Raw genomic sequence first — 22,597 nt, forward strand, 5'->3', positions numbered from 1 at the left:
TGCGGATGAAGGGAGTGCATCACGTCCTCCTGCGGTGAGAAGCTCGGCGTCGCAGGCCGTCAAAGCGCCAAGTGTACTCCTCAATGGCGTAACGCACCCGATCCCAACAACGTTCCGCCACCAAACAACTAGCACAGTGAGGCCCATTTGTATCGACGGCTGTACAAAGACTGGAGTTGCCATTAATCAATCGTTTGGGATCGTTGCTGAGGCCACTTTGGTAGTACGACGAGGAGGGGAGGGGGCTTACCGAAGCGGGCGAAAATGCCTTGAAAATTAACGTATTGGCAGTTCGCTCAAGGAATGTGAGGCTTTCGTTGGCCTTTTTGATCAAGATGCTGATAAGCGGGGATTATCGATAGTGAGTAAGACGCCAGAGAAAATCCCCTGCAAGTCAACTTAAGTGCCGGATAGCTTGACTAACGCGAATCAGCCATCATGAAAACAATGGCTTACACGCTCGACAAACTGCCCCTGGAAACGTAATCGGGGCACTTTGGGGGGCCTAGCCTCAGGCTGACCGGATGACGAGGGTGGCCAGCGGCGGGATCTTCGGCTGACCCGTGTCCAGTTCGAGCCGGTCCCCGAGATAGGTGAAGAACGACAGCCCGAGCTTACGGCAGGTCTTAAGCAGTCCCAGCATTACGTCGCGAGCCATTCGGCCATCCACACTCATGGTGCCGCCGGAGATCTTGCGCTTGATCACCCAGGCGCGCAGGTCGTTCTCGGACGCATTGGTATGAAGCGGAATCTCCGGCCGCTCGAGCACCCGCAGCAGTTCGGCCTTGCGCCGCGCCAGCCGGGCCAGCAGTTCGTCGAGCTCCTTGTAGCCCGTGCGCTGGCCAAAGATCCGGTCGAACTATCGCTGGAAGGAAGCCTCAGCGCCCGCTGTGGGGCTCTGCTTCCACAGCTTCAGGCCGCGGTAAAAGCACCAGATCGTCGCGCGGACCAGTTCCACAGCCTTGGCCTGCTTGGGCGAGGCGGGCATCAGCTTCTCGAGGTGGCGCTCGGCATGGATCCAGCACAGAGCGTGTGTGGCAACCCGGAACTGCCCGGCATCGTCGGAGACCACGACGGTGTTGTCCATCAGCCCGTGATGCCGGAGCGCACCCCAGGTGGCCGCTTCGTTGAGCGTCTGCAGTAGGGGCCGGTCGAAGATGTTGATCGAACACTGCAACAGATGCTGCCACCACTCCATCTGCGAGCGGAACACCTGCCCCTGGAGCTGGCTCAACCGGGCGATCACGGCAGCCTCGACAGGCTGCCGGCGCAGATAGTCCAGTGTGGCTTCGTTGACGACATAGTCCTCGCAACCACCCCGCAGCAGCGACAGGAAGTTCAGGCGCGATTTCGACCGGCTGGTGCGGAAGACGCAAAAGCGCTCGCCGCCAATCTGCGTGGTCACCGCGGGACGGCGGGCATGGCGCGCACCAGTATCATCGACGGTGATGTAAGGCGACGAGACGAGGCCTGCTTTCAGGATCGCGCGGTCTTCCTGCGCGAATGCCTCCAGGTCCGTGGTGAGCAGACGCACCACCTCTCGCTTGGAGATCGACAGGCCAATGCCGTTCAGCAGATCGGTGAGGCGCTCGGTGGTCACCTGGCCTTGCGTGTGCAGCGCCAGGCAGAACCGCCGCACGCCGGGCCCGAACCCGCCGGTGACGCCGAGCGGCAGCGGCGCGATGAGGGTCTGGCCGCCGGGCGTCACCCAGCGTTCCCGCTTGTAGCGCACCACCTCGGCGGCCACCACGAGATCCCGGTGCACCACCGTCTTGTAGCCTTTGAAGCGCGAGCCGGGCGGCACTTCTGCCCGGAGCGTGACCTCGCGCGTCACCTGATCCCGTTTGACCCCACGCCCGAGACGGCGGCCCGGAGCGGCAGGTCGCGGCTGGGTGGCCTTATCCATGCCGGAGGGTTTGAAGGGTGGGCGCGGCGGCAGGTTCTTGAGCCTTGCGATCTCATCCTTCAGGGCTTGGTTATTGAGGCGCAGGTTGCTGTTGTCGAGGCGGAGTTGCTCGACCTCGTGCTCCAGTCGATCAATCTTGCCGGCCAGATCCGAGACCAGCTGGCGCAGGGCCGTCGAGGACAGGGGCTTGGCAGAATCACCGGGCGCGGACATCCCCGGATTGAATCACGGATGCTCTTCTGAGGGAATCGTTGCCCCCTAATCTGCCCTTTCAATTACCCATAAGTCCGGTTCCGAGGGTTGCGCCGAGTTCGATATCGGTGAGGCGCGAGAGGCCGCGCCACAGGACCATGTTGCCGGGCGGCGGATCCTTGGCGCGGGCAAGATAGCCGCCGAGACGGGCGATCTTGGTCAGATAGTGCGCCAAGGTTGGGGCCGGTGAGACTGTCTTATTCTTGATCAGGCGATCGAGCAGGCGGATCTCGGGCGGGGTGAAGACCAGGCGCGGCGAGGCTTGTGGTACCGTCCGGTTGAGCATCGTCAGCCAGAACACCCGCCAGGCCAGGATGCAGAACAGCGCCAGCAGATTGACCAGCCGCTCGGCCGACCGGAGTTTCGCCTCCTCGGCCCGGCAGCCCGATTTCAGGATTTTGTGGAACAACTCGATCTTCCAGCGCAGGGCGTACCAGCCGATCTTCGCGATCGCCTCGTCGACGCAGGTGACGGGCAGATCGGTGATAAGGCGCCAATGGATCGGCTGACGGTTCTCAGGAGCGCCTTGTTCATCGGCGCAGATCACGGTGAGCGCGAGCGCGGGATAGCGCCTCTGCTTGGCAAGAGGCGGCCGCACTGTCAGGCGATGATACTTGATGGTAAGCCGCGCCTGACTGCTCCTGCCTTTGTCGTCGCGCACATCGATCCGGTGTTCGCCCTGGCCCTGCACCGTCTCCATCGCGGCCATGAGCGTCCGGGCGCCGTCGTCCGTCAGCCGGTCAACACAGCTGCGCACGAGAAAGTGCGTGCCGAGTTCGTGCGCGGCAACGAACAGTTCATAGATGTCGCCCTCGCGATCACCGACATGGATGCATCGGGCCGGATCGGCGACAAGCGCCGATGCCTGGCGCATGTTATCGAGCCAGCGCAGGCTCTCCTTTTGCTCAATCGGCACGCGCGTTGGGTTGATGTGCCGTTTGAGAGTGCTTGAGCCCTTGAGGTTGGCGCGGGTCCAGAACTTGATCGCGCACAGTCCCAGCGGCAGCCCGTCCGGTGTGACGCCAAGGCTTGAGTGCATCAGCAGGCCGCAAACGGTATAGAGCTGGCGTCGATCATAACTGGTGTTGCGGCAGGGATATTGCCCGATCACGCCGACGGGCTCGGGCCGGACCCGGTGATAGACGAACTCGGTGGTGTCGTGGAGAATGAGGATCGGCCCCTCGATCGCGGCGACGCGGCTGGCGGTGGCCGCGAAGTGGCCGGCCAGGATCTGAGCCTCGCTGACGCGCTCATTGTCGAAGAAGCGGTAAGCGGCTTTGGTGGCGGCCCAGTCCTGGCAGGCCAGTGGCAGGCTCGCTCCCATTGCCCCGCCGAGCTGCTCCAGGAGCCGCCGCAGCCGCTGGCCCAGCCGTGCGTCGGCAAAGGTCGAACCGGCCAATTCCTCGTCGAGCCACGAGGCGCCCTCAACCATCGGATCCATGACACCCTCCATCCAAGCGGGTGCCCGACAAGGAATCACGCCCGAGCCGTGCCGCGCAAGCGAAAGCAGCTCTCACTCCGGAGATGTGGGTAATTGAAAGTAATCTGCCCCGGTTACCTGGAAACCCTAATCGGACCGGTTGCCCGCGCCACCGAGGTTTTGGCCCGCCTTGACGAGCGGCTGGCTCGTTCCCCCGTCCGCGACGGCTTTGTCGAGCGCCAGCACTTCGCCGACGCTGCCGCCGCGCTCTGGCTCGAGGGCGAGCTCGTCCACCTCGAAGATCTCGTGCTACATGACGCCCACATGGACATCCGCACCCCAACCCATGAACTCACCCGCGCGCACGCGGTGCTGCGTACCCGTCGGCGCATTTTTGTGCAGAAGCCGGACTGGGCGCTCAGCCGCGACGGTTTTTTGGCCCTGACCGGTCGGGACGGCGCTCCGGCTGCGGCGGGACAAAAAAGCCGGGAAGGGGAGGGGGCAAGCCCCATTGAGGCTGTGAGTCGGGGTGACGCTGACGACGATCTTCTGGCCGAAGAATTTGCCGAGATCGATGCTGTCCTGGCACGCTCGTCAAAGATTCTCAGCGGCGCCAACGTGCCTGGTCGAAAGGATGAAACGTCACGACGTGCCCAAAACGGCCTGATCTACGATCTCGACTGGAATGAAGAAGAACGGCTGGCCGAATGGCGGGATGTGATGGTCAGGACCCGCGATCTGCCGGTCATCCTGCGCGCCGCGGTCCTACTCGAAGCCTGGTCGGACACCGAGGTGCTGCAGCATGCCACATGGCTCGGGCCGCTGTTCGTCGCCGCGCTGCTGCGGCAGGAGGGTCTTGCCGCCAACCATCTCGTCAGCCTTCATATCGGGGCGAAAGGCATTCCGCGGGAGCGGCGGCGGGCGCGCAATCGCTCGGATCGGTTGTTGGCTTTTGTCGATGCCATCCACGAGGCAGCGCTCGCCGGGTTGAAAGAGCATGACCGGCTGGTGATGGCGAAAAGCCAGATGGAACGGCGGCTGCGGGAGCGGCGCGTCAGTTCAAAACTTTCCGACCTGATCGAGCTGGTGCTGACGCGGCCACTTGTCTCGACTGGCATGGTTCAGAAGGGGCTAAACGTGACAAAACAGGGGGCGCTGAATCTGGTCGGTGAGCTTGGGCTGCGCGAGATGACGGGCAGGGGAAGGTTTCGGGCGTGGGGGATTATGTGAGCCTCAGTCGGTCACGATAACATCATCTTTACGAAATTATCGAACTTGACGAACTTGCGATCTGTAACCATATTGGTGACAGCAGGAGGTTGTCATCATGGCCGCTCCAAAACGCAGCAACCATAGCGGGACCGCATCCCATGCGGGAGTCGCCGCCCTGAGTTTTACCACGAAGTTGCCGGCACAGGCCGATTTCAAAAAGGTGTTGCTCGAACGCTATCAGGAGGCGATCGCACGCAGCCGCAAGATCGGCCATCGCGTATCGTTCCGGGTAGAGGTCGATCCGGCCGCCGGCGCGCAGACGATCACGCCGGTCGAGGAACAGCCGAGCGCTTCAGATGACATATTTCCCGTTGAGGATACGGGCAAGCCTGATGCTGAGCTTGAAGCGGCGCTCGCCAAGGCGCGCGAACGCGGTCGCAAGCGTGTCGCCGAAATTGTCGCCGGCGACGACATGCTGAGCGCGGATGCCTTTTCCAAGCTGATCGGCACGTCGCGGGTGACGGTCAACGCCAAGCGGCAGAACGGGCAGGTGCTCGGGATCGATGGTGCCAAGCGCGGCTTCCGCTTTCCCGTATGGCAGCTCGACAAGCATGGCCGGCCGTTCGGGGCATTGCCGGCGCTCCACGCGACCTTGGGCAACAATGCCTGGGCGGTCTACCGGTTTTTGGTGTCACCCCATGGTGCGCTCGATGGGCGGACGGGTCTTCGGGCCCTTCAGCAAGGTGATGATACCTCGGTGTTGGCAGTGGCGGAAGGTATGGCCAGGGGCGATTTCGACTGAATGCCCGGCGTTCCACCTCCACCCGATTTCGGGCGCGCAAAGCTCGAGATCGAGACCATCCCGCCGGGGCGGACATTCGGTCGGATCTACTGGAGCACCTATCCTGATCCCCTCGGATACGGGAAGTCGGCGAGCCGTTTCAGCGATCCGCGGCGTCGTGTTGCTGCCAACCGTTTTGGCGTTCTCTACCTCGGCGACTCTCTGAAGGTTTGCTTCCTCGAGACCGTGCTCAGAGATCGGCGCGAAGGACTATTCGACGACCTCCCGATCGATGAGGTGGAACTGACACAACGGCGTTATGCAGAGATCGCGACAACTGCGGAGCTTCACCTCGTCGACCTCAGAGATGACAATGCCGTCAGAATGGGTGTACCCACCGACGTCGTTCGGGCACAGCGCCAGAACTTGGCGCGCTGGTGGTCGCTGGCGTTTCACGAGCACCCGTCTAAGCCTGACGGGATCATTTACCCCTCGCGCCTCAATGGCGCGACCAATCTCGCCATCTACGATCGTTCGATGGGAAAGCTACAGGCGAAGCGCGTTGTGACGCTCCTCGGCGCGCCGGGATTGGGCCAGGCTCTCGATGATTTCCGGGTGGGATTGGTGTAAAGAAGCAGCTCGTACGCCTCGTTGGTGAAGGTCGCTGGGCGCCAGGAGCGGGCCAGCCAGGCATGTGTTCTCGAACGACCACAACTGGCCGGAAGGGGACTGTCCGCTTTACCTGGAAAATGCAGGAAAGCGGCCGGCCAACCCAGCGTGGGATGTGACGAGAGACCAGGCCGATCTGCGCAACTGATTGGTAGTCCGAAGGGCAATCATGCCTCCCATTCCTCGTCCTCCCAACCCGACCTTTTCAGCTTGGCTGAGAGGGCTTGGGGCAAATCTCCATCCTCCGTCCATCCGTCATCCACGTCGATGCCATCGAGAAGCGCCCTTACGATTTTCGCGCGGCGAAGAGCCTGAGCTCTCCAAGCGAGTTCTTCGAAGAAGGACCTTTCGAATTCAGTGGCTACTCGAGGCTCCAGCCAAGCGTCGAACATTGGCGCGAAGGTCACAAGTCGCGAGTGGCGCTCCACATATCCGGCGTTCGAGAGGTTGCGTGTTCGCACAGCAAGGAGGCGAGCGAATGATCCATCTCGGTCCTTGATGGGTTTCGGCTTAATGTCGAGTTCCGCGAGGTAGCGGTCCATGGAACTAACGTAGTCTTGGAATCCCTCCATCGCGTTTTGTTTTACCTCAGGGTCGGACAGTTTCGCACCGATAACCGAAAGTTGGTTTCCTAAACTTCTCCGTTGATCCCGGATCGACGTTTCCACCTTAGCGGCGTAGGTACGCGGCAACCAGAGGCCGAACACAGTATCTAAGCCGTAGTCGCGCACCCGTGTACGGATGGCCGTCTCATCCTCATCGAGAAAACTGCCAGCCTCCATGCCAATTGCGCTTAGAAGTCCGAACCCGAACCCGCTCGTTGAGGGTTTCGCGTGGTCGACGCCACTGCCCTCTCCGATTCGCGCGTTGATCTTGCTACGATCCTCGGGAGATAGCCTATAGGCGTCGAATACGAAAAGCCGCTGTGCGGGCGGCTTGTGACAGAGCACGCCGTCGAGAAAGAAATCCCTGAGCGTCCTGGGGGGCTCCCGCTGAGGCTGTCTTTCGGTGACCGACAGTGCCCCGTCGAACACCGCCTCGACATATTGGGACAATCCTTTGTGGCGTCCGACGAGCCTCATCATCAGTTCGTGTCGGTCGCTGCCCGGGTTTGCGGAACCGATAAACCAGGAAGGTTGCGTCGTTTTAAGAAATCGGAAGAGCTTTGTATGAAAATGAACGGGGCGTCGGCCGACGACGCATACCTGCGGGTTTGGGTATCCAAGCTTGAGAAGATGCGCCCTAACGGCTCGCATGTCCTCCCAAACTAAAGGCAGGGTGATCGTCGCGTCCGATCCCACGGCGATCCTAACCCGACAATTGCGCCGACGGCTGCGAGGAAGCCTCTTGAACAATTCAATGAGCCAGCTTCGACTATAGTATCCGCCGAGGATCGTTATCTCGGTCGCATCGCCGGCTGCTTCCTGCAGCGACTTACCCAGATCTAATACGGTGTGCGCCCTCGGATCTGGGTTAGTCTCCAAATCATCGAGAAGAAGACCGATCGCATCGGCCTTCGCTACATACACGGCCTCCTTATGCGCCAATGGTGAGGCCTCCAGTACTTGTCGACTACGGCGGTCGAATGCAATTGGGAGATAGCGCCCTGACGTCCGCTAGATCCAGCACGAACTATTGGCGAGAATGCAAACGATCTCGTTCGGAAAGCTGAGCGCGTTGCTTGGACCCAACATCTGGTATGGAGCCGGAGGTTCGGCAGTTGGGGCGGGAGCAAACGGTCGACTTGGACTCCGTTACATCAAGAGTGGACTTCAGATCGGCGTAGGGCGACCTGCGACCAACCGTTGGATCAATAATGACATTTGCTTGGCGACCCAATCAGTAGGAGGTACTGATTAGGTCGAAGCGTATTGGATTTTGGGGCAAGAGAATGGAATGGGAAAAACTTCTGTGCAGCGAACGACTTGGCGACAAGCACTACGAGCCCAAGCCGAACCGGTCGATCTTCGTTCAGGACCATGACCGCATCGTTTTCTCTGCGCCATTTCGGCGGCTGGCCAACAAGACCCAAGTTCAGCCTCTCTATGAGCACGATCACGTCCATCACCGTCTGATCCATTCCATCGAAGTTAGCAGCGTCGGACGATCGTTGGCTATGCGAATCGGTAATTGGCTCGAAGAGACGCATCAGATAGCCATTGGCGAGTCGAACAGCTTGGCGAACATCGTTCAGGCAGCTTGCGTCGCCCACGACATCGGCAACCCTCCCTTCGGTCACTCAGGCGAAACGGCGATGGGCGACTGGTTCGCGGAGAAGTTCGACAATGCCAAAGGGGTGATGGCAGAGATCGAGCAGCAGCACCGTTCTGAGTTCATGAAGTTCGAGGGTAATGCACAAGGATTTCGAATTGTTGCCCGGCTCGAGATGTACCGCAACGACGGCGGCATGCGACTATCCAAGGCGACACTTGGGGCGTTCACCAAGTACCCGGTTACTTCTGCCGCTCGCGAGGGTATCGTCGACAGAGGAGTTGCGCCATATGTCGGTCTCAAGAAGTTCGGCATCTTCCGTTCCGAACTCGAGCTGTTCAAGGACGCAGCGGTTTCGCTGGGACTCCCCGAGGAAGTGACCCGAGCCGGGAATTGGTGGCGGCGACATCCCTTGGTCTTCATCGTCGAAGCTGCAGATGATATCTGCTATAACATCGTCGATCTTGAGGACGCTTTCACGACCGGGGAGCTCCCGTTCGACACGGTCAGGGACCTGCTACACGAGGCTGCCAACAACCCAAACCGCGACGTGAGCGGCCTTAACCAAGCCGAGCACATCGCATTGCTGCGGGCATTGAGCATTAATGTCGCAGTTGAAAGCTGCGTCCAAGCCTTCAAGGCTAACTACGACGCCATTATGACCGGCACATTCTCTAATTCCCTAGCCGATACCGGATCCATGGTTTCCGTCTTCGCTCAAATGAAGACCCTTTCTCGGGGCCAGGTATTCACCCGCCCGGAGAAAGACCGAGTTAGAGGTGTCCGGTCGGCGCGTTATTGGCAATGTCATGTCAGGTGTGCTTCCCCTCTTCGAGAACCTTGCCAAGGCCAGGTGGGATCAGGAAAATCTCTCCGACCATAATCGGCAGCTCGTCAGGGCCCTCGATCTGGACTTGCGGAACATTGTCAATGCCGAGCAAGCGCTACACGCCCTTGCCGACTTCACGTCGGGGATGACCGATCGATATGCCGTGAGGATCGCCAGGATGCTCACCGGCATATAGGTGACGACAGGTCCGCGTCGTATGTGTGAGCGGCGAAAGATCTTCGACCGATCATCCCACCGGCGCGGTTGGCGGTCGAATAGGTCCTAGGGGAGCAGAAGTAATGTTTTCTGAAGGACTCTGCCGCACCCGATCTGAGCATGGCGTCCGCCTTCATCCGATCATGGGACGTGTGCGAAATCTCTGCTTGTCAGCGCCAAATGGCAGAAGCGGACACGCGCACTTGGAAACTCGTCGGTAGATTTGTCGGTTCGCGATGTCGCCTTGGGAGCATTTGCCGGCATCCTCTCAAGGCAGCGCGTCGAACCTACGCTGATGTCCTCTCACCATGTCGCGCAGCCGCGCGGGCTGGAGCACCTCCACCGACTTGCCCCAAGAGTAGAGGTGCCAGCACATCTCGAGGTGACCGGACGCTTTGAAGCAGACAAGCAGTGAGCCGTCCGACTCCTCTTCAATGGTCTGTGTCGGATGGAATACAAACCGACGCGCGTGCGGCGCGGCGTCCGGCGAGAAGCGCCATACCACGTCGCCGTGCTCGGCTGCGCTCTCGTATGACCCGAAGCCCTTGTCGGCGTGCGCGCGGATGTTGAAGCCGGGATCGAGATCGAAGCTCTCGTCGAGTACCTGGGCCGAGTAGATCTCCTCGACGCGGTAATGCTGCAGCGGTGCGCCAGCCTTCTTCGCCGTATCCCGCGCGACCAAGTAGCGCCGCACGCCAAGAAGAAGGCCGTGCGGCGCGATCACCCGCTCGCTCGGCCTGTCCTGCTTGCGCCTGCGGTAGGATATCCGCAGCAGGAACGGCCCCTTAAGCGCCTCGGATATCGCAGCATCGACCTCGCCGCTAGCGGCCGGGCGCGGTCCCGGTCGGGCAGCATGCCCCAAGGCTTCGAGCAGTGCCTCTTCGTCGACCGCAAGCCTGGTCCCGGCCTCGGGTGGGATCAGCGCACGGACCTTACGCTCGAGTTGGCGGACCATACCTGCCTCAGGCTTCATTCCAGCGGTATCGAGTTCGTTGATCGCCGTAGTTAGCGCAGCGAGCTCCTCCGCCGAAGGGGTCAGCAGCGGTACGATTGCACGTGCCGGGATGCGCCAGCGGCGCTTGCGATCGTCACCGTCATCACACTGTGTCTGGGGGAATGCGGCTTTCAGTGCGACCGTCATGCGCTGCGCCGACCGGCGCACGCAGCCGAACTCTTCGATGATTTCCTCCAGCGAGACGCCGCTTCGGCGGGTCGCCATCATCGCCAGCTTGAGAAGCTCCTGGGCCTTCGCGAAAGACATAGAACCACCATGACAGCTTTTGTCGTCCTTTTCAGCTATAGCGGAGGAAAGGGGATTGCGCATGCGCTTGATTGGGGACGAGTTGCGGCTGAGTGCGTCGGACCTGATGCGGTTTAAGGGCTGCCGCCATGCGACGACTCTGGACTTACGTCTGATCGAGGTCGGCGACCTTGAGCCCGGTGAGGACGGGGCCGAGGCTGAACTGCTTCAGAAGCTGGGCGATGAGCACGAACTCGCGTTCCTGGAGAAACTGAAGGCGGACGGCCGCAGCGTCATCGAGATCCCGAAAGATCGCATTTCGCTCGAAGAGTCGGTGCGCCTGACGCTAGAGGCGATGAAGGCTGGCCCTGACATCATCTTCCAGGGTGCGCTGCTTGATGGCGCATGGGGCGGCTACAGCGACTTCCTCGAACGCGTCGAGCGCCCGTCCGACCCTCGGCGCCTGGTCGTATGAGGTTGTCGACACTAAGCTGAAGCGGAAGCCCGATCCGAAGCACGTCCTGCAGCTCTGCCTGTACAGCGATCTCATCACCAAGACGCAGAGCGTCGCGCCCGAGGCGGCCCATCTCCAGTTGGGCGACAGCAGCCACTTTACCATCCGACTTTCCGAGGTCTCGTCCTACGCGCGCCACGCCCGGCGGACGCTGGAGGCGTTCCTCATAGAGCGTCCCGAGACCCGGCCTGAACCGGTGTCGGCATGCGCCCTGTGCCGCTGGAGCAACCACTGCGCCGAACAGTGGGACGCTGAGGACGGCCTAGCGCTGGTAGCCGGAATCAGTCGCTCGCAGCGTCAGAAGCTCGAAACGGTCGGCATCACGACGATGGCGGCGCTGGCGACCCGCGACGATCGGGTCCCAAAAATGGCGGTCGAAACTCAGCGCAAGCTCGTGTCCCAGGCTCGCCTGCAGTCGGCGCGCCGAGCCGGCGGACCCCCGTCCCTCGAGCTCCGGGATGCCGAACCAGGAAAAGGATTCGGCCTGCTACCCGCGCCCGATGAAGGGGATATATTCTATGACATCGAGGGCGATCCCTACTTCCCGGGCGGGCTCGAGTACCTTCACGGCGTCTGGTACCGCGAGAACGGCGAGTGGGCGTTTCGCGCCTTCTGGGCCCACACCCGCGAGGACGAAGGGCGCTCCGTGGCCGACCTGCTGGCATTCCTGGTCGACCGCATGCGGCGGCAGCCGAACGCGCACGTATACCACTACGCCAACTACGAGATCGCCGCACTCCGACGGCTAACCTCCAGCATCGTACCGGCGAAGCGGCGATGGACCAGCTACAACGCGAGCGGCGCTTCGTCGACCTGTACAAGGTTGTCTCCGGCGCCGTGGTTGCATCCGAGAAGGGCTACTCGATCAAGGACCTCGAGGCCTTCTACATGGAGAAACGCGCGGCCGACGTAGCGACTGCAGGGGCTAGCGTCATCTTCTACGAGGAGTGGCGCCACACCGGCGAGCAGCACCTACTCGATGAGATTCACGAATACAATCGCACAGATTGCGTTTCGACCCAGCTGCTTCGAGATTGGCTCGTGCGGGATGTCCGCCCGGCAGGAATGCCCTGGGCCGTACATGGCGAGATGCCCGATGGAGGATCGCTTTCGAACGTTGACATGGAAGACGAGGAGATCGCGATCCTGCGCGCTAGGCTGCAGCCGGTGCGCCAACGGCTGGGCGAGCACGTGGCCGACCTACTGCTGGACCTTAGCCAATTTCATAACCGCGAAGACAAGCCGGCCTACTGGGCGATCTTCGACCGCCTAGCGCAGGAGAGCGAGGAGTTGCTCGACGACCTCGAATGCATCCATGGCCTGGAGGCGGTAGCCGGGCCTGTGCAGGTTACGAAGCAGTCCTTCGAGCGAACCTATCGGTTCCCGCAACAGGAAACGAAGCTGCGTGCGGGTAAGAGCCCGTGTTTGAAACCGGCGGCGATGCCTGAGGACGCCAACCTGCGGTCGATCGACCATGATGCTTGCACTCTGGTACTGCGCCGCTCGACGGCGAAGGGGCCTCTACCCGATCGCCTCGATCTCCTTCCGCCGAGGCCTCTCCGCAACAGCATCCTGAAGGACGCTATTGCAGCGGTGACCGAGGAAATCATCGCCAACAGCGGGCGCTTCCCTGCCGTCGAAGACCTGCTCACCCGTTCTCCGTCTCGGTTCATGGACGGCCTTCGGCCTGCCGGCGTGATTGCAGCCGACGGCGACCTGCCCACCGGTACGAGCCGCGCAATCGCTGCAATGGCTGGTTCTACGCTGGCGATTCAGGGCCCGCCGGGTACCGGCAAGACGTACGTTAGTGCGCTGTCGATCGTGGACCTGGTCCGAGCAGGAAAGCGTGTCGCCGTGTCCTCGAACAGCCACAAGGCGATCGGCAATTTGCTGGAGGCAGTGGCGGACCGCGCGCGGGCGGAGGGCATGAACTGCCGCCTCGTCCAGAAGGCATCCGACGACGGCGATGACGACGCGCCCGAGATCGCTTCTGCGCACGTTGTCGGTGCGACCGCGTGGCACTTCGCCCGATACAGCGAAGCGGCATTTGACTATCTGGTCGTCGACGAGGCTGGCAAGTCTCAATTGCCAACATCCTCGCCATGGTGCGTTCGGCCCGCAACATTGTGCTGGTGGGCGATCCCATGCAGCTGCCACAGCCGTTGCAGGGTATTCATCCCGGGGACAGTGGGCGTTCGTGCCTGGAGTATTTGATCGATGGGCACCGCGTGGTGCCGCCCGACCGCGGCGTCTTCATTCCCGTCAGTCGGCGCATGCACCCCCGAGTCTGCGGCTTCATCTCCACGGCCGTCTACGAGGGTCGGCTCGGCAGTGATGACGCGTCAAGCGGTCAGACGTTAGTCTCGCGCACTGGTGCCGATCTCGTGGGCGCCGGCATGCGTGCCGTCGCACATATCGGCCGCTCTCAGGTAAGCGCCGAGGAAATCCAGGCGATCGCGGCCCGGATCGCGGAAGTCAAGGGCGCGACCTACCGTGACCGCGACGGCCGCGAGCGCATCGTCACGAATGCCGATATCCTCGTCGTCGCTCCCTACAACGCGCTCCGAATCGCACTTCCGAACGAGGTGCGGGTCGGCACGGTCGACCGCTTCCAAGGTCAGCAGGCACCGATCTGCCTCGTGTCTATGACAACCTCGAGGCGACGTCAGCCAATGCTCAGATAAATTTTTGATTGGGTCAGAAAAGCAAATTACCGACCGTGGATTGAATGAAAGCGCGACCGCTTGATTCCACGATTGGCCACAGTCGTTGTCGCGCGCGGTGCAACGACAGGGCGGCATTGCATCTTTGGACGCGAGATCTTGCTATGCGCTGACTTCGCGCATGCCGTTCTGGCTGTCACTTTCTTTCGCTCATCTCGTTGATGACTTGGTGCGAGGTGCACACGGTTCAGTTTTCGATACAATCACCACCAGCACACTGAAGACGGCGCAACTGGTCGCCGGGAGCGAGAACATTCAAGCAGCGTTCGAGCTTCCGTTTCCCCGATCATGCTCCGAATCCTCTCGCTAGCTGAAGAGAACGTCATGCTCGCGGCAAGCATTTGGTCTGGTGGTTACCTTGACCGAGCGAATAGCAATCGAGGTCGGAAACGGTTGGTCCCGCCTTATCCGGACGCGTCCACGCAAGAGTAGCAGGCCAAGGGAGGGCAGCGTCAACCGCCCGCCGGCGGGTATTGAACGCTCGCGCCCACCCACGCTAGCCACAACCGCTGCCCCGGGAGGCGCAGCAAGCGCAACCGCATCATCATGAAAGACGAGTGTTGGAAGCCGTTCAATTCGAGCGCCTGTGGACGATGCTAGGCCGCGTTCGAGTTCAGCGGCCACCGTAATTTCGAACCCATGGTTGCTGCAACGGGCGGGACGGCGGGGAAATCCAAAGCTTATCGGTCATCATTCCTATTGCTGTGGGTCCGCCGCCGCCCTGAGCGCATCACTCAACACCCGGCCGTCCCCGATATGATTGGCCAGAAGCAGAACCAGCCGCGCATTGATGGCGGCACTTTCGGCCTTGCTTCGCCCGTCGTGCAGAGCCAGCAGCTCGGCGTAGAAATCGTCCGGCTGCGGAATGTTCGGAGCCGTATTGAGTGTCGTCATCGCCGGTTTTCTCCCGTCAGCGTCCCGTGGCCTTCGCAAGCGCGGCTTCTACCCCCGCGCGGTCGAACGCGGTCCAGCGCGCGGCGACGTGCTGGTCGGGGCGCAACAGATAGACCGCCGAACCCGCATCGCCGAGATAGCGCTCTCGCAGCGCGTCGGTCGGATCGTCCGCAGCCGACAGGGCCAGCCGCTCGGCCGCAATGACACCGCTTTCGATCAGGTCGGGCGCCTCGGCTTCAATGGTGAGAAGCTGGAAGCGGTCGCCCAGCCGGTCGAGCAGCCAGCCGCCCTTTATCGGCGCATCGACGGCCGGCGAGCCGGGCCTGGTGCGCGGCGGCAGCCCCTGCGCGTCAGGGCCGTTGAGCGGCGAGCCGTCATAGGTGCACGGCACCGACAGGCGCCCGGAATTGACCAGCGGCCGCGCGAAGGCGAAGTGCTCGGACAGATCGAGCACGGCATTGCGAAAAATCCGGCTCATCTCCGACTTCGGCGTGATGAAATCAGTCGACCGGCTGGAGTTGAGGATGTTCTCGTCGGCGCCATGGATACGCTCGGTATCGTAGCTGTCGAGCAGGCTTTCGGGCGCCCTGCCGTCCATCACAAGCTTCAGCTTCCACACCAGGTTGTCGGCATCCTGCAGGCCGGAATTGGCGCCGCGCGCCGAACGGCGAGACCTGATGCGCCGAGTCGCCCGCGAACAGCACCCGGCCGTGGCGGAAACTCTCCATGCGCCGGCACTGGAAGGTGTAGATCGACACCCATTCGAGTGTGAATTTGGCGTCCTCGCCCAGCATTGCCTTGAGCCGCGGGATGACGTTCTCCGGCTGCTTTTCCCGCTCCTTGTCGATGTTCCAACCGAGCTGGAGGTCGATGCGCCAGACGCCGCCGGGCTGCTTATGCAATAACGCCGATTGGCTGCGGTTGAAGGGCGGGTCGAACCAGAACCAGCGCTCGGTCGGAAACTCGGCGTCCATGACTACGTCGGCAATGAGGAAATTGTCCTCGAACACGCGGCCGATGAAGTCGAGCCCCATCATCGCGCGGATTGGCGAGTTGGCGCCGTCGCAGGCGACCAGCCAGTCGGCACGCAGGCGGTAAGGGCCTTCCGGCGTGTCGATGGAGACCATCACCCCGTCGCGATCCTGTTCGACCGCCGTGACCTTGTTGTTGCCGCGGATTTCGATCGGCCTGCCTTCCGCCTCCAGTTCGCACACGCGGTCGACGAGGAATTTTTCGAAATGGTACTGCTGCAGGTTGATGAAGGCCGGCCGCCTGTGGCCGGCCTCCGGCAGCAGGTTGAACTCGTAGGCCCGGCGGTTCCCGAAGAACACCTTGCCGACGTTCCAGACGATGCCCTTCTCCACCATCGGCTCGCCGCAGCCCAGCCGGTCCAGGATCTCCAGCGGCCGCTTGGCGAAGCAGATCGCGCGCGAGCCGAAGCTGACCTTATCATTCTCATCCAGCACCACCACGGGAATGTCCTGGCGGGCGAGTTCGATGGCGCAGACCAGACCGACCGGCCCGGCGCCTACCACAACAACCGGACGGCGCACTGGCGCGATTGCGTCCTGATCAGGGGAGCGCCTGTAGGGATAAAGCGGCGTCTCGAAGATCTTTGCCATGTGTCCTCCCGCCGGGTCGTGTCCGGACTGCTAGCCCTGAAGTTCCGCCCACATCTGTCGGTCGCGCTCTGCGGTCCAGATGCGCGGCATGTCGATGCCGAGCGCCTCGTCGTAGGCGCGGGCGACGTTGAAGGGCAGGCAGTGTTCGTAGATTGCGTAGGATGCGAATTTCGGATCGCACGCCGCGCGCGCCGCGTCCCACGCCTCCTTCAGCGAGCCACCGCCCTGCGCCACCCGCGCCACCGGCCGGTAGGTGGAGCTGACGAAATCGGCAGTGTTGTCGAGCGCGGCATTGACCTTCTCCGCGCCAACCAGCGCGTCGCCGCGTCCCGGCGCGATTGCGTCGAGGTCAAACGACCGGATCGCCTCCAGCGTGCGCGGCCAGTCGGCAAAATGGCCGTCGCCGCAATAGCAGGCCGAATGGTACTCGACGATGTCGCCGGTGAACATGACGTTGGCGTCGGGCACGAAGGCGACGATGTCGCCTGCCGTATGCGCGCGGCCAAGGAATTCAAGGTCCACCCGCCGCTTGCCGAGATAGAGCGTCAACCGGTCGTTGAAGGTCAGCGTCGGCCAGGTCAGGCCGGGGATCGACTCGTGGCCCTGGAAGAGGCGCGGAAACCGGCCGAACTCGGAGTCCCAGTCCTCCTGCCCGCGCTCGGCCACCATGGCGCGCGCCTTCTCCGACATGATCGTCTGCTGCGCGCCATATGCCGAAGCGCCGAGAACCCGCACAGCGTGATAGTGCGTCAGCATTACATAGTTGATCGGCTTGTCGGTGACGGTCCTGACCTTCTCGATCACCTTGCCGGCCAGTCGGAGCGTGGCCTGAGCGTCGATCACCATCACCGATTCGTCGCCGATGATGACACCAGTGTTCGGGTCGCCCTCGGCGGTGAAGGCCCACAAGTCGCGGCCGATCTCGGTGAAGGAGATCTTTTTCTCTGCCATATCGCCGACAGATGCGAATTGCTTGGCCATGGGTCTCAGGCTTCCTTCTTGTGTTGCGTCACCGTCTGCTCAATCGCGCCGAAGATCGAGTGGCCGGCCTTGTCTCTCATCTCGATGCGGACCGTGTCGCCGAAACGCATGAAAGGTGTCTTTGCCGCACCCTGCTCGATAGTCTCGATCATGCGGATCTCGGCGATGCAGGAACAGCCGACGCCGCCTTCAGAGACAGGTTTGCCCGGCCCATTGCCGGGCTTGTTCGATACCGTGCCCGAGCCGATGATTATGCCGTTCGGCTAGCGGCCGTGTTTTCGCCGCGTTCGCCATCAGCATAGGAAAATCGAAGGTCATGTCGATGCCGGCGTTGGCGCGGCCGAAGGGCTTGCCGTTCAAGTCCACGGCCAGCGGCAGGTGCAGCTTGCCTCCGTCCCAGGCATCGCCCAGCTCCCCGGGGGTAACCGCCACCGGTGAGAAGGCGGAAGACGGCTTTGACTGAAAGAAACCGAATCCCTTTGCAAGCTCCACCGGGATCAGCCCGCGCAGGGAGACGTCATTGACCAGCATGTGAACTTCCCGTTCAGGTTTCGACAGATCGCTGCCCGCAGACAGGCTTGACGATCCAAGTTGTTGCGTCTGTAACTATCGAAAATGTAACTATCAAGGGCCGGAAGGGGCGGATCGGCATGGTCGAGGACGTACTTTCGCTGACGACGATCGCGATGGGATGCGGCATGCTTCCCGTAGCGCTCAGTCTCAGCGGCGGCAACTCCAGTTTCCGTCAACCGATGGCAATTGTCGTTATCGGTGGCCTGATGACTTCCACCCTCCTCAGCCTCGTCGCCATTCCCGTCATCTTCACCTTCGTCGACGACTTTCACAGGCTTCTCAAGCAGCTTGTCGGCATCGAGACAGCCTGAGCCCTCGCCGGCTTCCACACCTGAAGATGGGGGGCGGTTCGGGGCACCACTTTGCGGGGAGCGGCCCTGGGAAGCACCTCCACTTGGATCCGGCCGTCGTGGACCAGACGCGGCATCGAACTGGGCTGCAACGCCCGCGGACGGGCGGGGAGCATGAGGAATTGTGGGGCGGTTATGCGGCGAGAGCTGTTTCGTCTGATTCGTGATTGTCGTTCGCCATACCGGAATACCATTGCTGGAAAGTCGAGCGCAGGGAGCCGTCGAGGGTCTGCGTCCGGGGTTGCAGCAGAAGATGCGCACCGATCCTGCTCCAGTGCATCTGCTGCTTTTCGCGAACCGCTTGCTGATGACGGCATTGACGGTCGCCTCGACGAAGGCCGAGGATATCCGCTCACCGGACCGGTAGCGTTCGCCGTAGTTGATCAGGCTTGCGCTGTTGGAAGGATGTAGGATCGGAACTCGCCAATGGCCGTGAGGAATTTGCGCATGATCGGGTAGTCCGTTTCGAGCGCTTCCGCATCGAATTGCAGGCTGTCGATTCCTCCTGAGCACGGTACGCATTGCCATGCCAGAGATGCCATTTGATCCTGCGGAGGGTTTCATGGATGTCCTGCCCCGCCTGCTCATTATGGTTTTCGAGACCTTGGGCGAATTGGCGCAGGACCGTGATGCGCATGGTGATGGAACCAGTCGAGGACATGTTCGCTTGCCGGCGCGATCTCGGCAAGCGAGGGGACCTCTTCTCCTCCGTCGGTGATGAAGGTGATGTCCTGATTGGCCTGAACGTCCTCCTTTTTAAGATCGTCAAGGATACGCCGCTGCGGCTTGCGATCGTAGCCATGGACAAAACCGATGTAACCCGCATCCTCGGGTAAGGAGCGGCCGACGATCAGTTCGAAGTTCTTCTTTCGATAGTTGCGGTCCCGGATATACCCACCATCCAGACCGATGACGGTGCGGCCATCGGGAACTGGCAGGCTCATCCAGTCGCGCGGACAGGCATTCTGCATGGAAACCCGCTCTGGGTGAGACCACCAGGAAGGTCTCGTCCGCGCTGCAAGGCAGACTGGTTCGCGAGGACGCAGTGCTAGGGGCGAATGGTCAGCGATGAGCGTGACGCTGTCACCGTACTCGAAGAGTACTGGCACATCCTGCTGGGCCATAAGCTCCCGAAGATTAGCAAGGTGGCCGAGGCCTTCGGCCGAACCTACGATGCGACCGAAGAGCATGATGCTTACTATCTTGCTTCAGCGTCACTCCTGCCAAAAGCCGCTATCGTAGAAGCCGTGTCCCAGAACCTCTCGTCCGCCAGATAGCTAGAAGTTCTGCACGTCCCCCGAACTGACAGAATACCGGATCAAGCGGCTCGGCCTTTGGCGTGAGTACAATGGTACGCAGATCAAACTAATCCTGGGCTGAAGACCAATTCCAGCCGTTTGGCGGGCCTTTGCGGCCTCGGAGGAACCCGCCTGGCCGTAGCGACTTGTAGAGCGAGATCATTCACGGGACATCGGCAAGCCGCGGGCCTACGCCCATAATGGCGGGCTCGGCCGAGAGCAGCTTCTTCGCCGCTGCCCTGACCTGGTCTAGCGTCACCTGCTCGATGAGGGACGGGCGGCGCTGGATGTAGTCTATTCCGCGCTTGTCGAGCTGCAACCCGACAAGCGCCGCTGAAATCGAGCTCGAGGAACCCAGATGGTCGATAGCAAAGGCGCTGTTTAGATACTTCTTGCTCGCTTCGAGCTCGGCCGCTGTTGGGCCTGTATCCACCAGCTCCTTGATTACTTGTCTTATCACGTCGAGCGTCTCGGCCGCCCTGTCGGCGCGCGTCGACGTCTTCACGACGAGCATGTTGGAATGCTGGTCGCTTTCCAGTCTGGACGAGACACCGTAGGCAAGCCCGCGCTTTTCGCGCACCTCCTCCCACAGATGCGACGTGAAGGGCGAGCCGCCGAGAATTTGGTTCATCAAAACCGCGGCGTAGAAGTCCGGCGCGCTGCGCTTGACGCCAGGCCAGGCCAGCTGCAGCGACGTCTGCGGCAGGTTATAGTTCACCTCTACCTGCTGGCCGAGCTTGGGATTAACATCGGCGACCGGGGCGAGCGCCTGCTTCTCAGGCAAATCGCCGAACAACTGGTCGAGCTTTGCACTCAGAGCTTTGGCATCTATGTCGCCGACGCCCGCGACGCGCAGCCCGTCGCGGGCGAAAGCGGCCTTGTGGAAGGCGCTTAGATCGGCGGGCGTATGCGGGCCAGGCTTTCCTTGGTGCCCTCGGGCGGCGTCGAAAACGGATGCGTGCCGTAGATCCTGCGCCGCCATGCAAGCGCGGCTATCGCGTGAGGTTCGCGCTCGGTGGCGATGATGCCGGAGATAAGCTGGGCGCGGATGCGGTCGACCGGCTCCTGGTCGAAGCGAGGCCTGTTCACCGCTAGCCCGACCAGATCGAAAGCGGCGTCCTGGCGCTTGGAAAGCAGGCGTATCGAGCCATGGATGCCGTCGCGCCGCGCGTCGAAGCTCATTCCGGCGCCGGCGTCCTCAAGCTTCACCTGAAAGGTGTCGCTGTCGTAATCGCCGGCGCCCTCGTCGAACAAGCCGGTCATCAAATTGGCAAGCCCCTCTTTACCGGCCGGGTCCTGGCTGGTGCCGCCGTCGAAGACAAAGTGGAGCGTGACGATCGGCAGCGTGTGGTCCTCCACCAGCCAGGCGGTGATCCCCTTTTCAGATTTCACCTCCTGGATGTTCACCGCAGCACGGGCGATGAGCGCCGGCAGGATGAGGAAGAAAATAGCAAGGGAAAGGACGGCCAGCAAGGTGACGAGGCGCACGGCCCTCCCTTCTCCAACGGGAGAGGGCAATGCTTGTGCAATGGCGCTGCGGAGTTGGTTTGTCATCGGGTCAATTGTCCTTGGGCAAGAGATAACCAGTGGTCGAATGGTCGGACACGAGATAGCGGGCGGCAACGGCCTTAACCTGATCGGCGGTGACCTTGCGGATGCGGTCCGGCCATTCCTCGACGTCCCTGATGCTGCCGCCGGTGGCGAGTGTCTTGCCGTAGATGTGGGCCATCGAACGCTGCTTGTCGCGGGCGAAGATCATCGAGCGGACGAAACGATCCTTGGCCTTTTCCAGCTCGCCTGATGTGACGCCGTCCTTGGCGATGCGGGCGACCTCGACCTCGACCGCCGCCTGGACATCGACCAGCTTGGCGTCGCCGCGCGGCGCGCCATAGACGGTGAAATTGGTGGCATCTAGCATGGTGCCCTGGAAAAAGGCGCCGGCCTCGGCGGCAATGCCTTGCTTGACGACAAGCTGCTGGTGCAACCGGCTGCGGCTGCCGCCGCCGAGGATCTCCGCCAGCAGGTCCAGCGCTTCCGCTTCGCCCGGCTTGGCAGTGTGATAGGAGGGAACCACCCATTGCGTCGAAAAGTTCGGCACGCTGACACGCGCGTCGGTGAGCGTCTGGTGTTCTGCTCGGGCTCGACTGGACGGATGCGCGGCGGCAGGTCTGGACCACGCGCGATCCTGCCATAGGTCTTTTCGGCCAGCGCCTTGACCAGCTGCGGCTCGACATCGCCGGCCACCACCAGCACGGCGTTATTAGGCGTATAATATTTGTCGTAGAAAGCCTTGGCGTCGGCGCGGTTCAGCTTCTCCATCTCCTACATCCAGCCGATCACCGGAATGCGATAGGGCTGGTTCTGCCAGAGCGTGGCATCGACCTCCTCGCCGAGCACTGCCTGCGGATTGCTGTCGATGAGCGAGCGGCGTTCCTCAAGGATGACGTCGCGCTCGGTGGCGATGACATCGTCGTTGAGAATGAGGTTGCGCATGCGATCGGCCTCGAAATCCATCATCTGCTCGAGCGCCTGCGGCACCACCGTCTCGTAAAAGGCGGTGTAGTCATAGGAGGTGAAAGCGTTGTTCGAGCCGCCGATGGCGGAGACGGCACGGTCGAACGCGCCCGCCGCATGGTTGGTCGTCGCCTTGAACATCAGATGCTCGAAGAAATGGGCGATGCCGGACTTGCCCGGCGGCTCATCGGCGCTGCCGATCTTGTACCACACCATATGGGTGACGATCGGCGCGCGGCGATCAGGGATGACAACGACCTCCATGCCGTAGTACATGGGGAAGCAGCGCGGCGGAGCTGGCCCGGGTTGCGGAGCCGCGCTGCGTGGGGTGGCCATGGCCGGCCAGCAGGTCTCACAGTGATGTCGCTGAACATAAGCTGGAGGCCAACCGA

Annotated in this window: 14 protein-coding genes and 7 pseudogenes; 10 read left to right on the forward strand and 11 right to left on the reverse strand. The window is 61.9% G+C overall.

Going from position 1 to position 22,597, the window contains the following annotated elements:
• Positions 1-511 precede the first annotated feature (511 nt).
• Positions 512-2,119, reverse strand: a pseudogene (locus FS320_RS19995) (IS66 family transposase).
• A 58-nt stretch (positions 2,120-2,177) separates the two neighbouring features.
• A complete protein-coding gene (locus tag FS320_RS20000; protein WP_152713653.1) occupies positions 2,178-3,599 on the reverse strand; it encodes an IS4 family transposase in 1,422 nt (473 codons plus the stop codon).
• A gap of 93 nt (positions 3,600-3,692) precedes the next feature.
• On the opposite strand from FS320_RS20000, the gene FS320_RS20005 reads away from it, so the two are divergent.
• The 3 genes from FS320_RS20005 to FS320_RS20015 all read left to right on the forward strand — a co-directional run bounded on the left by FS320_RS20005 (position 3,693) and on the right by FS320_RS20015 (position 6,201).
• A complete protein-coding gene (locus FS320_RS20005; protein ID WP_244627248.1) occupies positions 3,693-4,808 on the forward strand; it encodes an RHE_PE00001 family protein in 1,116 nt (371 codons plus the stop codon).
• Positions 4,809-4,905: 97 nt separating this feature from the next.
• Positions 4,906-5,592 (forward strand): XRE family transcriptional regulator, encoded by a 687-nt coding sequence (locus FS320_RS20010; protein WP_152713655.1) that lies wholly within the window; start codon positions 4,906-4,908, stop codon positions 5,590-5,592.
• Positions 5,593-6,201 (forward strand): RES family NAD+ phosphorylase, encoded by a 609-nt coding sequence (locus tag FS320_RS20015; RefSeq protein WP_152713657.1) that lies wholly within the window; start codon positions 5,593-5,595, stop codon positions 6,199-6,201.
• A 206-nt stretch (positions 6,202-6,407) separates the two neighbouring features.
• Here the strand turns inward: FS320_RS20015 and FS320_RS20020 are convergent, their stop codons facing one another.
• Positions 6,408-7,787 (reverse strand): phospholipase D-like domain-containing protein, encoded by a 1,380-nt coding sequence (locus tag FS320_RS20020; RefSeq protein WP_152713659.1) that lies wholly within the window; start codon positions 7,785-7,787, stop codon positions 6,408-6,410.
• Between the two features lie 344 nt (positions 7,788-8,131).
• On the opposite strand from FS320_RS20020, the gene dgt reads away from it, so the two are divergent.
• Positions 8,132-9,334, forward strand: a complete 1,203-nt coding sequence (gene dgt, locus FS320_RS20025; RefSeq protein WP_244627249.1) for a dGTP triphosphohydrolase — start codon at positions 8,132-8,134, stop codon at positions 9,332-9,334.
• A 430-nt stretch (positions 9,335-9,764) separates the two neighbouring features.
• Here dgt and FS320_RS20030 read toward each other — a convergent pair whose 3' ends face one another.
• The gene (locus FS320_RS20030) at positions 9,765-10,757 is read right to left on the reverse strand and encodes a helix-turn-helix transcriptional regulator (RefSeq protein WP_152713661.1); all 993 of its coding nucleotides are present in this window, start codon (positions 10,755-10,757) and stop codon (positions 9,765-9,767) included.
• A gap of 61 nt (positions 10,758-10,818) precedes the next feature.
• Between FS320_RS20030 and FS320_RS46005 the strand changes: the two genes are divergently transcribed.
• From FS320_RS46005 to FS320_RS46015, 4 genes are read left to right on the forward strand one after another with little or no spacing between them, the layout of a single operon-like run.
• Positions 10,819-11,211 (forward strand): hypothetical protein, encoded by a 393-nt coding sequence (locus tag FS320_RS46005; protein WP_192926307.1) that lies wholly within the window; start codon positions 10,819-10,821, stop codon positions 11,209-11,211.
• Positions 11,135-12,163, forward strand: coding sequence for a TM0106 family RecB-like putative nuclease (locus FS320_RS48070; RefSeq protein WP_274597196.1), 1,029 nt, complete (start codon positions 11,135-11,137; stop codon positions 12,161-12,163). The genes FS320_RS46005 and FS320_RS48070 overlap by 77 nt, the downstream gene beginning before the upstream one ends.
• Positions 12,088-13,464: a ribonuclease H-like domain-containing protein gene (locus FS320_RS49815; RefSeq protein WP_338105420.1), complete on the forward strand. Its 1,377-nt coding sequence runs from the start codon at positions 12,088-12,090 to the stop codon at positions 13,462-13,464. Before FS320_RS48070 ends, FS320_RS49815 begins: the two co-directional genes overlap by 76 nt.
• On the forward strand, positions 13,461-13,934 hold the full coding sequence (locus FS320_RS46015) for an AAA domain-containing protein (RefSeq protein WP_192926309.1): 474 nt from the start codon (positions 13,461-13,463) through the stop codon (positions 13,932-13,934). The genes FS320_RS49815 and FS320_RS46015 overlap by 4 nt, the downstream gene beginning before the upstream one ends.
• A 735-nt stretch (positions 13,935-14,669) precedes the next feature.
• Here the strand turns inward: FS320_RS46015 and FS320_RS20040 are convergent.
• The 4 genes and pseudogenes from FS320_RS20040 to FS320_RS20055 all read right to left on the reverse strand — a co-directional run.
• Positions 14,670-14,867 (reverse strand): DUF2783 domain-containing protein, encoded by a 198-nt coding sequence (locus FS320_RS20040; RefSeq protein ID WP_152713663.1) that lies wholly within the window; start codon positions 14,865-14,867, stop codon positions 14,670-14,672.
• 16 nt (positions 14,868-14,883) lie between these two features.
• A pseudogene (locus FS320_RS20045) lies at positions 14,884-16,489 on the reverse strand (FAD-dependent oxidoreductase).
• Between the two features lie 30 nt (positions 16,490-16,519).
• A complete protein-coding gene (locus FS320_RS20050) occupies positions 16,520-17,470 on the reverse strand; it encodes an MBL fold metallo-hydrolase (RefSeq protein WP_152713665.1) in 951 nt (316 codons plus the stop codon).
• Between the two features lie 5 nt (positions 17,471-17,475).
• Positions 17,476-18,004, reverse strand: a pseudogene (locus FS320_RS20055) (fumarylacetoacetate hydrolase family protein); the annotation flags it as partial.
• A gap of 137 nt (positions 18,005-18,141) precedes the next feature.
• On the opposite strand from FS320_RS20055, the pseudogene FS320_RS20060 reads away from it, so the two are divergent.
• A pseudogene (locus FS320_RS20060) lies at positions 18,142-18,354 on the forward strand (efflux RND transporter permease subunit); the annotation flags it as partial.
• A 172-nt stretch (positions 18,355-18,526) separates the two neighbouring features.
• Here the strand turns inward: FS320_RS20060 and FS320_RS20065 are convergent.
• Positions 18,527-19,376 (reverse strand): annotated as a pseudogene (locus FS320_RS20065) (ISKra4 family transposase); the annotation flags it as partial.
• 75 nt (positions 19,377-19,451) lie between these two features.
• Between FS320_RS20065 and FS320_RS50790 the strand changes: the two are divergent.
• A complete protein-coding gene (locus tag FS320_RS50790; RefSeq protein ID WP_152713667.1) occupies positions 19,452-19,670 on the forward strand; it encodes an ImmA/IrrE family metallo-endopeptidase in 219 nt (72 codons plus the stop codon).
• A gap of 184 nt (positions 19,671-19,854) precedes the next feature.
• On the opposite strand, the pseudogene FS320_RS20075 reads toward FS320_RS50790, so the two are convergent.
• Positions 19,855-21,245: pseudogene (locus tag FS320_RS20075) on the reverse strand (M16 family metallopeptidase).
• A gap of 4 nt (positions 21,246-21,249) precedes the next feature.
• A pseudogene (locus FS320_RS20080) lies at positions 21,250-22,541 on the reverse strand (M16 family metallopeptidase).
• Positions 22,542-22,597 lie beyond the last annotated feature (56 nt).

It is taken from the genome of Microvirga tunisiensis (genome assembly GCF_009296175.1).
Lineage (GTDB): Bacteria > Pseudomonadota > Alphaproteobacteria > Rhizobiales > Beijerinckiaceae > Microvirga > Microvirga tunisiensis.